The 12,421-nt window shown below is 52.8% G+C and carries 13 protein-coding genes and 3 tRNA genes; 9 read left to right on the top strand and 7 right to left on the bottom strand.

The annotated features are described in order from the left end of the window. Nucleotides 1-80: 80 nt before the first annotated feature. Complete coding sequence (locus FDW98_RS06830) at nucleotides 81-1,145, bottom strand: diguanylate cyclase (RefSeq protein ID WP_096758415.1); 1,065 nt, start codon at nucleotides 1,143-1,145, stop codon at nucleotides 81-83. 215 nt (nucleotides 1,146-1,360) lie between these two features. On the opposite strand from FDW98_RS06830, the gene FDW98_RS06825 reads away from it, so the two are divergent. Continuing rightward, nucleotides 1,361-1,636: a DUF1435 domain-containing protein gene (locus FDW98_RS06825; RefSeq protein WP_096758414.1), complete on the top strand. Its 276-nt coding sequence runs from the start codon at nucleotides 1,361-1,363 to the stop codon at nucleotides 1,634-1,636. Nucleotides 1,637-1,675: 39 nt separating this feature from the next. Here the strand turns inward: FDW98_RS06825 and FDW98_RS06820 are convergent. The 4 genes from FDW98_RS06820 to rsmC all read right to left on the bottom strand — a co-directional run bounded on the left by FDW98_RS06820 (nucleotide 1,676) and on the right by rsmC (nucleotide 3,165). Further along, nucleotides 1,676-1,761, bottom strand: a tRNA-Leu gene (locus tag FDW98_RS06820). A 33-nt stretch (nucleotides 1,762-1,794) separates the two neighbouring features. Next, a tRNA-Leu gene (locus tag FDW98_RS06815) sits at nucleotides 1,795-1,880 on the bottom strand. Between the two features lie 29 nt (nucleotides 1,881-1,909). Beyond that, nucleotides 1,910-1,996, bottom strand: a tRNA-Leu gene (locus tag FDW98_RS06810). A gap of 137 nt (nucleotides 1,997-2,133) precedes the next feature. After that, nucleotides 2,134-3,165 (bottom strand): 16S rRNA (guanine(1207)-N(2))-methyltransferase RsmC, encoded by a 1,032-nt coding sequence (gene rsmC, locus FDW98_RS06805; protein ID WP_096758413.1) that lies wholly within the window; start codon nucleotides 3,163-3,165, stop codon nucleotides 2,134-2,136. A 155-nt stretch (nucleotides 3,166-3,320) separates the two neighbouring features. Between rsmC and FDW98_RS06800 the strand changes: the two genes are divergently transcribed. The 8 genes from FDW98_RS06800 (at nucleotide 3,321) to FDW98_RS06765 (ending at nucleotide 9,705) form a co-directional block, all read left to right on the top strand. Beyond that, nucleotides 3,321-3,734 carry a DNA polymerase III subunit psi gene (locus FDW98_RS06800; protein ID WP_096758412.1) on the top strand — a complete coding sequence of 138 codons (414 nt, stop codon included), beginning with the start codon at nucleotides 3,321-3,323 and terminating at the stop codon, nucleotides 3,732-3,734. Continuing rightward, on the top strand, nucleotides 3,703-4,149 hold the full coding sequence (gene rimI, locus FDW98_RS06795; RefSeq protein ID WP_096758411.1) for a ribosomal protein S18-alanine N-acetyltransferase: 447 nt from the start codon (nucleotides 3,703-3,705) through the stop codon (nucleotides 4,147-4,149). The genes FDW98_RS06800 and rimI overlap by 32 nt, the downstream gene beginning before the upstream one ends. Nucleotides 4,150-4,163: 14 nt before the next feature. Next, nucleotides 4,164-4,844, top strand: coding sequence for a pyrimidine 5'-nucleotidase (gene yjjG / locus FDW98_RS06790; RefSeq protein ID WP_096758410.1), 681 nt, complete (start codon nucleotides 4,164-4,166; stop codon nucleotides 4,842-4,844). 92 nt (nucleotides 4,845-4,936) lie between these two features. Continuing rightward, entirely contained in the window at nucleotides 4,937-6,526 is a 1,590-nt protein-coding gene (gene prfC, locus FDW98_RS06785) for a peptide chain release factor 3 (RefSeq protein ID WP_096758409.1), read from the top strand. Between the two features lie 305 nt (nucleotides 6,527-6,831). After that, nucleotides 6,832-7,449: a molecular chaperone OsmY gene (gene osmY, locus FDW98_RS06780; protein ID WP_096758408.1), complete on the top strand. Its 618-nt coding sequence runs from the start codon at nucleotides 6,832-6,834 to the stop codon at nucleotides 7,447-7,449. Between the two features lie 126 nt (nucleotides 7,450-7,575). Next, the gene (locus FDW98_RS06775) at nucleotides 7,576-7,737 is read left to right on the top strand and encodes a DUF1328 domain-containing protein (protein WP_003019081.1); all 162 of its coding nucleotides are present in this window, start codon (nucleotides 7,576-7,578) and stop codon (nucleotides 7,735-7,737) included. 121 nt (nucleotides 7,738-7,858) lie between these two features. After that, complete coding sequence (locus FDW98_RS06770) at nucleotides 7,859-8,932, top strand: patatin family protein (RefSeq protein ID WP_096758407.1); 1,074 nt, start codon at nucleotides 7,859-7,861, stop codon at nucleotides 8,930-8,932. After that, nucleotides 8,929-9,705 carry a metal-dependent hydrolase gene (locus FDW98_RS06765; protein WP_096758406.1) on the top strand — a complete coding sequence of 259 codons (777 nt, stop codon included), beginning with the start codon at nucleotides 8,929-8,931 and terminating at the stop codon, nucleotides 9,703-9,705. Before FDW98_RS06770 ends, FDW98_RS06765 begins: the two co-directional genes overlap by 4 nt. Before the next feature lie 95 nt (nucleotides 9,706-9,800). Here the strand turns inward: FDW98_RS06765 and FDW98_RS06760 are convergent, their stop codons facing one another. Beyond that, the gene (locus FDW98_RS06760; RefSeq protein WP_096758405.1) at nucleotides 9,801-10,664 is read right to left on the bottom strand and encodes a YjjW family glycine radical enzyme activase; all 864 of its coding nucleotides are present in this window, start codon (nucleotides 10,662-10,664) and stop codon (nucleotides 9,801-9,803) included. Further along, complete coding sequence (locus FDW98_RS06755) at nucleotides 10,636-12,186, bottom strand: YjjI family glycine radical enzyme (protein WP_096758404.1); 1,551 nt, start codon at nucleotides 12,184-12,186, stop codon at nucleotides 10,636-10,638. Before FDW98_RS06755 ends, FDW98_RS06760 begins: the two co-directional genes overlap by 29 nt. Between the last annotated feature and the right edge of the window lie 235 nt (nucleotides 12,187-12,421).

Genomic DNA, 12,421 nt, shown 5'->3' with positions numbered 1-12,421 from the left:
AATCCTATAGGCGAGGGCTGGCGATGGCAAGATCTTTGTCGTGGTGTCGGGAGGCAGCGCACGGATAGCGTAGGCAGGGGTTAGTTTATCCGCAGTTCATCGCTGACTAGCGTGTTATTGCGTCCCTGATTTTTGGCTTCGTAAAGGGCTTTATCCGCTTTGCTGATTGCGGTATCAATATCCTGATCCACCAGCGGCGCAATGCCGATGCTGACGGTCACGTTGGTGGCCACGTTTTCGTTAAACATGTGGGGAATTTTAAGATCGTAGACTTTCTGGCGAATACGCTCGGCGGCGGCCTGCGCTTGCTGCGGATCGACTGCCGTCAGTAAAACCATAAATTCCTCGCCGCCAAAGCGTGCCACCACATCCCGTGAGCGTACGGAGTCCCGAATGGCGGCAGAAACGCGGATCAGCGCCTGGTCACCCATCATATGCCCGTAATGGTCGTTATAGGCTTTGAAATGGTCGATATCCAGCAGCAGCACGTAATGCTTCGCGTTGCTCAGGGCCAGCAGCGTATCGAGTCGGTGTTGCAGTCCCCGGCGATTATACAGACCGGTCAGCGGGTCGAGCATACTGAGGCCATTCAGTGTTTCACGCTCTTCCAGCAGCTTGTACATGAGCTGTTGAGCAAAACCGTCATAGCGCTTTTGAATCACATGCTGAATGGCGATCCCGGCCATCGGCAGCGCCATAAAATAGATCACACGCAGTCCATGTTCGCTGCCGTTCAGCCACAAGCAGACGGCAACGGAAGGGAGTGAATGGAGGGTAAAGGCGATGATATTATTGGCAAAAGCAATCGAGCCAATAAACAGTACGCTGAGCAGGGCTATCAATAAAAAAGAATAATCATTATGACCTGGTGCGTTATATTTCAGGGAAATATGTAATGCCCATAGCAAGCCAAAAGCGATTGAAATAAAAGGAAGATTAATTCGTTTATCCGTATATTTCCCATGCCATACCAGCAACAGTGTACTCATCACGAGTATCGACAATGCTGGCACTGGTAACGCTTTGATGGCAAAAAGTGGGAAAAAAAGTGTAAACAGTGCGGAGACTGCGTTGAGCAGCAGAAACAGTCTTAAAGAGAGTTGATATTTTTTGGTGCGCAGCGTTCGCCAGGATTGTACTGTCATAGGTAAATATTGTTATTTATCTGCAATATACGAAGGTGTGTTGGTAAATAAAACAAATAACGAACGAGATATCATTAGCTGAGGTCTTTATTGTTTTAGTTGAAAAGCTAACCGGCGAGCAATTTATCACCTTAAATTATTCATGTCATCAATCGTTAAGTAAAACTCATATAATTGATAGTACCTCCATGCTGACAAATGAGAAAATATATCATATGATATTGGTTATCATTATCAATGTCATAGGTGAAACCATGTTGCAACGTGCGCTGGGCAGTGGATGGGGTGTGCTGCTGCCGGGGATATTCATTGCGGGTCTGGCTTTTACTGACCTGTCAGTTCACGCATGGAAAGCGATGATTGTATTAGGATTACTGTTAACTTCACTGATGCTGTACCACAAGCGTTTACGGCATTTTGTTTTACTGCCTTCATGCGCTGCAGTGATCGCCGGTGTGGTTCTGATGATGATGAACTGGAATCAGGGATGAACAAAACAAGGAAGATAATCGAGAGGAAAATAAGATAATTGGTGCGAGGGGGGGGACTCGAACCCCCACATCCTAAGGACACTAACACCTGAAGCTAGCGCGTCTACCAATTCCGCCACCTTCGCACAGTCATCTTACTTTTTTTGATATCGCCTCGTTGGTGCGAGGGGGGGGACTCGAACCCCCACATCCTAAGGACACTAACACCTGAAGCTAGCGCGTCTACCAATTCCGCCACCTTCGCCCAGTGCGAGCAATATCAAACGTGGATTATGGTGCGAGGGGGGGGACTTGAACCCCCACGTCCGAAAGGACACTAACACCTGAAGCTAGCGCGTCTACCAATTCCGCCACCTTCGCATACCATCGACACTCAAAAAGTATCGTTACCACGGAGGCGCATTCTAGTGGTTTTCAACTTTTCGTCAATAGCTAATTGCGCGGTCTGGGTTGATTGGCGCAAAAACGGCCACGTACATGGCCGTGAGTGATTTCCGTTAGGCTTTCTTTGCCTGGCGCGTCATTACCGTGCGATACACCTTAAAACGACCGGTCTGGGCGATGACTTCATGGAAGCCAAACATCTCATCCAGAATTTTCGGGTACGGCAGGAAGGCGTTGGCCACAATACGCAGTTCACCGCCGCTGTTCAGATGACGCACCGCGCCGCGAATCAGAGTTTGTGCGGCATCGAGGCTGGTTTGCATCCCGTCGTGGAACGGCGGGTTGGAGATGATCATGTCAAAGCGACCGGTCACGTCAGAAAAAACGTTGCTGGCGAAGACATCGCCTTCAATTCCGTTTGCCGCAAGCGTAGCTCGGCTGGCTTCAACCGCGGATGCACTGACATCACACAGGGTCAGTCGCACTTTCGGTGAATGACTGGCTAAGGCTACGGAGAGAACACCCGCCCCGCAACCGACATCCAGCACTTTACCTTTGGTGTGCGGCGTCAGGGTTGAGAGCAGCAGTTGGCTGCCGACATCCAGGCCGTCACGGCTGAACACGCCCGGCAGCGTTTTGATGGTCAGGTTGTCGACGCTGTACTCGTCCCAGTATTTTTCGGCATCAAAGACCGGCTGTTTTTCCAGGCGACCGTGATAGAGACCACAGCGGCGTGCGCTGTCGATTTTATTCAGCGGTGCGTATTCGGCCAGCATCTGCTCCGCGCTGCGTACACCACTGCGGTTCTCGCCAACGACAAAAATATCGGTGCCGACCGGCAGCAGCGACAGAATATTCATCAGTTGGAACTGGGCTTCCGGCTTATTCTTCGGCCAGTAATAGATCAGCGTATCGCTGTCCGCAACGTCTTCGGCCTGGGCTACGAGGCTAAAGCGTACGTTATCGCCCATCTGGCGGTTTAGCACTTGCCAGTGGTGGAGTTGTTGGGTATGTGCGCGGTTGGCGGCACTGTCGAAGTGGGCAGGCAGGTCATCCTGCAAATCACCGGCAAACAGAATACGGCTTTGTTCGAAATCATCACTGTGGCGCAGCAAGACTTCACTTGCCGGGGTAAAAGCAGACATGGAATGCTCCTCAATTTATACAGGTTGCGATTATATACACAAAATCAGTCAAGCTGAATCAAGGCGGCCTGCGGGATGTCGTGTATCGTTGTTTGTTGGCGTAGATTCGACAGATTTGCTATATTTGCGCCCCTGATAGACAGGAGTGTTTCGCTATGACATCCCGACGAGACTGGCAGTTACAGCAACTGGGCATTACGCAGTGGTCGCTGCGCCGTCCTGGCGCACTGCAAGGGGAGATCGCGATTTCCATTCCTGCGCACGTCCGTCTGGTGATGGTCGCGGCGGAGCCACCCGCGTTAACCGAACCGTTGATGAACGATATTTTACGCGCATTGACCGTCAGTGCGGATCAGGTTTTACAACTGACGCCAGACCGTGTCGCCATGCTGCCGCAAGGCAGTCGCTGTAATAGCTGGCGGCTGGGAACCGAAGAGCCTCTGCAACTGGATGGCGCTCAGGTCACCAGTCCTGCGTTTAATGAATTACGGGAAAACCCAGCGGCACGCGCCGCCTTATGGCAACAAATCTGCGCATATGAACACGATTTCTTCCCTCAATCCGACTGATTTACCCGCAGCATTTCAGATTGAAAAACGCGCCCATGCTTTTCCATGGAGCGAAAAAACATTTGCCAGCAACCAGGGCGATCGCTATCTCAACTATCAGTTAACCGTTGATGGAACGATGGCCGCCTTTGCGATAACGCAGGTCGTGCTGGATGAAGCCACGCTGTTCAACATTGCCGTCGATCCTGATTTTCAGCGACGGGGATTGGGACGTGAGCTACTGGAGTACCTGATCGACGAGCTGGAAAAACGCGGCATTCTGACGCTGTGGTTAGAAGTGCGCGCCTCGAACGCTGCGGCGATTGCGCTGTACGAAAGCCTGGGCTTTAACGAGGCGACGATCCGCCGCAATTACTACCCGACAGCCGACGGCCACGAAGACGCCATTATTATGGCATTGCCAATCAGTATGTAAGACAAGGTGTAATGATGAAGAAGTGGGACTGGATTTTCTTTGATGCCGACGAAACGCTGTTCACATTTGACGCGTTTACCGGCCTGCAGCGGATGTTTCTTGACTACAGCATTACCTTTACCGCTGAGGATTTTCAGGACTACCAGGCCGTGAATAAACCACTGTGGGTGGATTATCAAAACGGTGCGATCACCTCATTACAACTGCAGCATGCCCGTTTCCTGAGCTGGGCTGAGCGTCTGAACGTGCCGCCTGGGTCGCTCAATGATGCGTTTATTAATGCGATGGCAGAAATCTGCTCTCCGTTGCCAGGTGCGGTGTCGCTGCTGAATACGATTCGTGGCAAAACGAAAATCGGTATTATTACCAACGGGTTTACCGCGTTGCAGCAAATCCGTCTTGAGCGCACCGGTCTGCGCGATTACTTTGACCTGATGGTTATTTCTGAGCAGGTTGGCGTGGCAAAACCCGACCCGCGTATTTTTGATTATGCGCTGGAGCAGGCGGGCAATCCCGAACGCTCCCGCGTGCTGATGGTGGGTGACACGGCGGAGTCCGATATTCTGGGTGGCATCAATTCCGGGCTATCAACCTGCTGGCTAAATGCGCACCAACGCGAACAGCCGGTGGGCATTCAACCGACCTGGACCGTGGCTTCATTAAGCGAACTGGAACAACTCCTGTGTAAACACTGATTGCCTCCCCCCCATTGATGGGTAAAATAGCCGCAATTTTTCGTATTCAACATGCGTGACGTAGAGCCGCGCTTACTCAAGAAGATTGAACTATGACGTTGTCTCCTTATTTGCAAGAGGTGGCCAAACGCCGCACCTTTGCCATTATTTCTCACCCGGATGCCGGTAAAACGACGATCACCGAAAAGGTGCTGTTATTCGGACAGGCAATCCAGACCGCCGGTACCGTTAAAGGCCGCGGCTCTAACCAGCACGCGAAATCAGACTGGATGGAGATGGAAAAGCAGCGTGGTATCTCTATTACCACCTCTGTGATGCAATTTCCGTATCATGACTGCCTGGTTAACCTGCTGGATACCCCAGGGCACGAAGACTTCTCGGAAGATACCTACCGTACGCTGACGGCGGTGGACTGCTGCCTGATGGTTATCGACGCCGCGAAAGGTGTAGAAGACCGTACCCGTAAGCTGATGGAAGTAACGCGTCTGCGCGATACGCCGATCCTGACGTTTATGAACAAACTCGACCGTGATATCCGCGATCCGATGGAGCTGCTGGATGAAGTCGAAAACGAACTGAAAATTGGCTGCGCGCCAATTACCTGGCCGATTGGCTGCGGTAAATTGTTCAAAGGTGTTTACCACCTGTATAAAGACGAAACTTATCTGTACCAGACCGGTAAAGGTCACACCATTCAGGAAGTCCGTATTGTTAAAGGCCTGAATAATCCGGATCTGGATGCTGCCGTCGGTGAAGACCTGGCGCAGCAGCTGCGCGACGAGCTGGAACTGGTGCAGGGCGCGTCTAACGAGTTCGACCAGGAATTGTTCCTCGCCGGTGAAATCACCCCAGTGTTTTTCGGAACCGCGTTAGGTAACTTCGGCGTTGACCATATGCTCGACGGTTTGGTGGAGTGGGCGCCTGCGCCTATGCCGCGCAAAACCGACACCCGCATCGTTGAGGCATCTGAAGAGAAATTCACCGGTTTTGTGTTTAAAATTCAGGCCAATATGGACCCGAAACACCGCGACCGCGTGGCGTTCATGCGTGTGGTTTCCGGCAAGTACGAGAAAGGCATGAAAATGCGTCAGGTGCGCATTGGTAAAGACGTGGTGATTTCTGATGCGCTGACCTTTATGGCGGGTGACCGCTCTCACGTGGAAGAAGCCTACCCGGGCGATATCCTCGGTCTGCACAACCACGGCACCATTCAGATTGGCGACACCTTTACCCAGGGTGAGATGATGAAGTTCACCGGTATTCCGAACTTCGCGCCGGAACTGTTCCGTCGTATTCGCCTGAAAGATCCGTTGAAGCAAAAACAGCTGCTGAAAGGGCTGGTACAGCTGTCTGAAGAAGGTGCGGTGCAGGTCTTCCGTCCAATTGCCAACAACGACCTGATCGTCGGTGCCGTTGGTGTGCTGCAGTTTGACGTCGTCGTTTCCCGCCTGAAAAGCGAATACAACGTTGAAGCGATCTACGAATCGGTCAACGTGGCGACCGCGCGCTGGGTAGAATGCTCAGACGTGAAGAAATTCGAAGAGTTTAAGCGTAAAAACGAAATTCAGCTGGCGCTGGATGGCGGCGATAACCTAACCTATATCGCCCCGACCATGGTTAACCTGAACCTCACCCAGGAACGTTATCCAGACGTGACGTTCCGTAAAACGCGCGAACACTAATCGACCTTCCAGGGTGCGGCTTATGCCGTGCCCTGCGACTTTCCCTGCCTTATTAATCCCTTACGGAATGTTCTTAAATCCCGCACTTTTTCCTCATTTCGCCTATTTTTTGACCGTATTTGTCTGCAGCATCAAAATTGTGATCTATATTTAACAATGTGATGACATAAATATCGGCTTTAAATTCTACGTTACTTCCTCATCTTAGTTGTTTTAGCTGATATTTATTTTGATTACGAGATGAGTTGCTGGCTCAGCCCGATAAGCGGCAGAGCATCGATATGAGCAAAAAAAGGATTAAATCGATGACAATGACAAAACTGAAGATCTCAAAAACGCTGCTGGCTGTGATGCTGACGTCTGCTGTTGCCACGGGGTCTGCATTTGCAGAAAACGCGACCACCGATAAAGGGCAATCCGGTCTTGAAAGCGCAGGGCAGAAAGTCGATAGCTCGATGAATAAAGTCGGCGATTTCATGGATGACAGCTCCATAACCGCAAAAGTGAAAGCCGCGCTGGTCGATCACGAAAGCATTAAGAGCACCGATATTTCGGTTAAAACAGACCAGAAAGTGGTCACGTTAAGCGGATTTGTTGAAAGCCAGGCGCAGGCAGAAGAAGCGGTAAAAGTGGCGAAAGGCGTTGAGGGAGTTACCTCCGTGAGCGACAAACTGCACGTGCGTGACAGCAAAGGCACTTCTGTAAAAGGCTATGCGGGCGATACGGCAACCACCAGTGAAGTCAAAGCCAAATTGCTGGCTGATGACATCGTTCCTTCTCGCAAAGTGAAAGTGGAGACCACCGATGGCGTGGTTCAGCTTTCAGGCACCGTTGACTCACAGGCGCAAATCGAGCGTGCTGAGAGTATCGCCAAAGCCGTTGATGGCGTGAAAAGCGTTAAAAACGACCTCAAAACTCAGTAATTCGACTTAATTCGCCAACCTGATATTTGTCGGAAGGCGCGTTGTGCACCACACTAAAATATCGCAATGGGCGGCCTGAGCGCCCATATCAAGCGGTTGACATTAACTATGGTAAAGGAGAAGCGTATGTTTCGTTGGGGCATCATATTTCTGGTTATCGCGTTAATTGCCGCCGCTCTGGGCTTTGGTGGACTGGCGGGTACCGCTGCAGGTGCAGCGAAAATTGTCTTCGTGGTGGGGATTATTCTGTTCCTGGTCAGCCTGTTTACCGGGCGTAAACGACCCTAGTTAGTAAACCGTAAAGAAAAATTGCTACTCAGCCAGTCCAGCGGACTGGCTTTTACGGTTTTAGTGATACGTAATTTGCGTTACTTTGTCGCTCTATCATAAAAAAAACAGGAAGGCAGAGGTGGGGCAGAGAATACCCGTCACGCTCGGTAATATTGCGCCGTTATCGTTACGTCCGTTTCAACCCGGCAGCATGGCGCTGGTGTGCGAGGGCGGAGGGCAAAGAGGCATTTTTACCGCGGGCGTGCTGGACGAGTTTATGCGCGCGCAGTTTAATCCTTTTGATCTCTTCTACGGGACGTCCGCTGGTGCGCAAAACCTGTCGGCCTATCTCTGCAACCAGCCGGGCTACGGGCGCAAAGTGATTATGCGCTACACCACCCGACGTGAATTCTTTGACCCGGTGCGGTTTGTGCGCGGGGGAAATCTCATCGATCTCGACTGGCTGGTAGAGGCCACCGCCGCGCAGATGCCGCTGGCGATAGACCATGCCGAACAGTTATTTGCCGCGGGAAAAGCGTTTTACATGTGCGCCTGTCGCGGAGATGACTACACGCCGGGTTATTTTTCGCCGAACCGACAAAACTGGCTCGACCTTCTGCGTGCGTCCAGCGCCATTCCTGGATTTTATCGTAGCGGGGTAGCGCTGGACGGCGTGAACTATCTGGACGGTGGGGTCAGTGACGCCATCCCCGTTCAGCAGGCGGTAAAGCAGGGGGCGAAAACGCTGGTGGTGATCCGCACCGTGCCCTCGCAAATGTACTACACCCCGCAGTGGTTCAAACGCATGGAACGTTGGCTGGGGGAAAGCAGCCTGCAACCGCTGGTCAATCTGGTGCAGCATCATGAGGCCAGCTACCGCGCCATTCAGAGTTTTATTGAAAAACCGCCGGGTAAGCTGCGTATCTTTGAGATCTATCCGCCCAAGCCGCTCCACAGTATGGCGCTGGGAAGCCGAATTCCGGCCCTGCGGGAAGACTACAAAACCGGACGCCTGTGTGGACGTTACTTTTTGGCGACCGTCGGTAAACTGTTGGCGAAAAACACACCGTTGCCCCGCCAGACGCCGAAGATTATGGTGCCTGGACCGGTGGTGGTCCCTCCGGCACCGGTTGCCAACGATGCCCTTATACCCGTGGTGGCCGATGCACCTCAGGCCAACGACACGACGTTTAGCCATGAGGATCTGGCGTGAGCTATCGGTTTATCGATACGCATTGTCATTTTGATTTTCCGCCGTTCACCGGCGACGAACCTGCCAGCATTCAGCGGGCAATTGAAGCCGGTGTGAGCCGCATTATTATGCCGGCGACCGAGGCGGCGAACTTTTCCCGCGTGCTGACGTTGGCGCAAACCTACCCCCCGCTATTTGCAGCTCTGGGTTTACATCCGATTGTGATTGAACATCATGACGATGATGCCCTGGACCAGTTGCAACAGGCGCTGGAAAAGCGTGTACAGAAGGTGGTGGCGGTAGGGGAGATAGGACTGGATTTGTATCGTGACGATCCGCAGTTCGACAAGCAGGAAAGGATGCTGGACGCGCAGCTTCAACTGGCGAAACGCTACGAACTGCCGGTGATTCTGCATTCACGACGTACTCATGACAAACTGGCGATGCACCTTAAGCGCCATGCGCTACCGCGTGCCGGCGTAGTGCATGGCTTTGCCGGGAGCTTGCAGCAGGCGGAACGCTTTGTGCAGCTGGGATACAAAATTGGCGTGGGCGGAACCATTACCTATCCCCGTGCCAGCAAAACGCGCGAGGTGATGGCGCGGCTGCCGCTGGGATCCTTGCTGCTGGAAACCGATGCGCCGGATATGCCGCTCAACGGCTTTCAGGGTCAGCCCAATCGCCCGGAGCAGGTCACCAGGGTGTTTGAAGTATTATGTGAGCTGCGCCCGGAGCCTGCAGAGGTCATCGCCGAGGCGTTGTATCGCAATACGACGGCATTGTTTACGGTGTGATTGTTGAGTGCCGGATGCGACGCAAAAGCGTCTTATCCGGCCTACGGATTGACCTCGTGTGTAGGCCGGATAAGGCATAGCCGCCATCCGGCATTTCACAGGTACAGCGCCGGGAAGATCATATTATTCACACCGCGTTCGCGCAGCCCTTGCGCCAGTTGCTCCACGTCTTCTGGCGTCGCGCTCGGCCAGGCTTTGGCTTCACCATACACGCCATGCGCATGAAACGCGTTAAGCCGCACGGGAATGTTGCCCAGGCGGTGAATAAACGCGGCCAGCGCATCAACGTGCTGCAGGTAATCAACGTGTCCGGGAATGACCAGCAGGCGAAGCTCCGCCAGTTTTCCCCGCTCGGCCAGAAAGAGAATACTGCGCTTGATTGCCGCGTTATCGCGCCCGGTGAGCTGCAAATGACATGCGCTGTCCCAGGCTTTTAAATCCAGCATGACACCATCGCAAACCGGCAGCAGCTTCTCCCAGCCGGTTTCACGCAGCATGCCGTTGCTGTCCACCATGCAGGTCAGGTGTTGCAGGTGCGGATCGGCTTTGATCGCTGAGAACAGCGCAATCACGAAAGGAAGCTGCGTTGTCGCCTCACCGCCGCTCACGGTTATCCCTTCAATAAACAACGATGCCTTACGAATGTGATGCAGCACCTCATCGACGCTCATCGTCTGCGTCATTGGCGTGGCCTGCTGCGGGCACATTTGTAGGCAGGTGTCGCACTGCTGGCAAACATCGGACTGCCACCACACTTTTCCCGCACTCAGACTTAAGGCGTCATGTGGACAATGCAGTACGCACTCCCCGCAATCGTTGCATCGCCCCATCGTCCACGGATTGTGGCAATTTTTACAGCGCAGATTGCACCCTTGCAGGAACAGGGCCAGGCGACTGCCCGGCCCGTCGACGCAGGAGAAAGGGATCAGCCTACTTACTGAAGCGCATCTGCTGTTCATGACTCATCACGCGAGGTTGACGTTCCAGAATGCGAGTATTGCGAGCGGCCTCTTCGCCCAGCCAGGTGGTGTTGGTGCGTGAGCCTTCGGCACGGTATTTTTCCAGATCCGACAGGCGCACCATATAACCGGTGACGCGGACCAGATCGTTACCGCTGACGTTGGCAGTGAATTCACGCATTCCGGCTTTAAACGCGCCCAGGCAAAGCTGTACCAGCGCCTGTGGGTTACGCTTGATGGTTTCATCCAGCGTGAGGATGTCGCTGATCCCGGCGTGATAATACGCGTGATGCGGGGCCACGGTTTGCAGATGAGTAATAGGATCCGGCTCGTCACCATACGGCAGACGCGCGCCCGGCGTGGTGCCAATGTCTGAACTGATCCCCGACTGCGCATGCAGCATCGCCCGCTGCTGCCAGCCGTATTTCACCGGTGTGTTGGCCACAAAGTCGGCAAGCTGGGCGCTGATCCGATAGCCCATCTCATTAGCGCTCTCATCTTTGCCGTAGCGTGCGTTCAGCCCGGCCTTCTCACACAGCAGGTTTACCGCCTCCGCCAGGCCGTACATACCAAACATCGGCACAAAACGTTCGGGATCAATCAACCCTTCCTGCACCAGGAAGCTATTCTCAAAGAAATGTGATTTCTCATAGAGGAATTCACACCGTGAATCAATGATGGCAATTTGCTGCTGGCAATAGTGCGGTAGGGTGTGCGTAAAGAAGTCATCGACAGACGTGCTGCGCTCTGCGATGGCTTTCAGGTTCAGCCTAACCAGCGTACTTCCGCCGCCCGCCAGCGGCAGCGAGTTGTAACAACTGACGACGCCATAATGGCCTTTTGTGAAAATTTTATCATTTTCAGGGCCGTTGGAAATATGCGGTTTACTGCATTCGCAAATATTTTGCGCCACGTTTAACAGCAGGTCGTCAGGTGTGATTTGTGGATCATAAATAAAGGTAAGATTAGGCGAAACCTGCTTTAGATCTGCATCTGCACGTAAAATGGCGCGGGTGATCGGCGTATCGGCCGGGCCAATATTGGCATGCATAAAGGCGTCTGGCAGGGTTCTGTCGAGATACCGCCAGAAACGTTTTATTCGAATATCGATCTCTTCTTGTGTTAGAATTCTAACATACGGTTGCAGCAGGGCATCGAGCTGACCAAGGTACACCGGCATCGACGTCACTGACGGAACATGGTGGTACAGAATGGTGAGCAAGGATAAGGCGTCATCAAGATCCTGTGCACCTTCCAGCTCCAGCCAGGCTGAACCGTTGGCCAGAAAATGCGCATAATTGGGCAAAACATAACGTGGTTTGAACGGGGCATGACCTTCGTACATATCGCAGATAACCCCGTCATCCAACGCCTGGCGTGCTTCAGCAGGCAACTGCGGATAAGGCAGTGCGTTTTCTGCCTCCAGTGCCAGAAAGTGGCGTTTCTGCTCAGGGCTGAGCACCGGACTGGTCACGATTTGTTGGCAGCGCTGTTGCAGCGCGAGTTCGCTTGAAGTGGGCATCGTCGATTCCTTTATGTGCCGAAGGTTAAGCAACATTGTAGGAAGCAACCGATCCTCAACCTTTGATCCGGATGCGCCTGATGCCATCGCTTCTCGCCAGTAAAGCTCGATTATTTGAAGTAGATCTCATTAGAGTAATGCAAATCTGTATGTGGTTTTCATTAACTGTGATGTATATCGAAGTGTAATAGCGAGCGGATGTTAGAATACTAACAAACTCGCAAGGTGAAATTTT

It is taken from the genome of Citrobacter sp. wls711, from assembly GCF_005281055.1.
Classification (GTDB): Bacteria; Pseudomonadota; Gammaproteobacteria; order Enterobacterales; family Enterobacteriaceae; genus Citrobacter; species Citrobacter gillenii.
The sequence above is the reverse complement of the archived record's forward strand: the minus strand, read 5'-3'. Positions and strand labels throughout refer to the sequence as shown.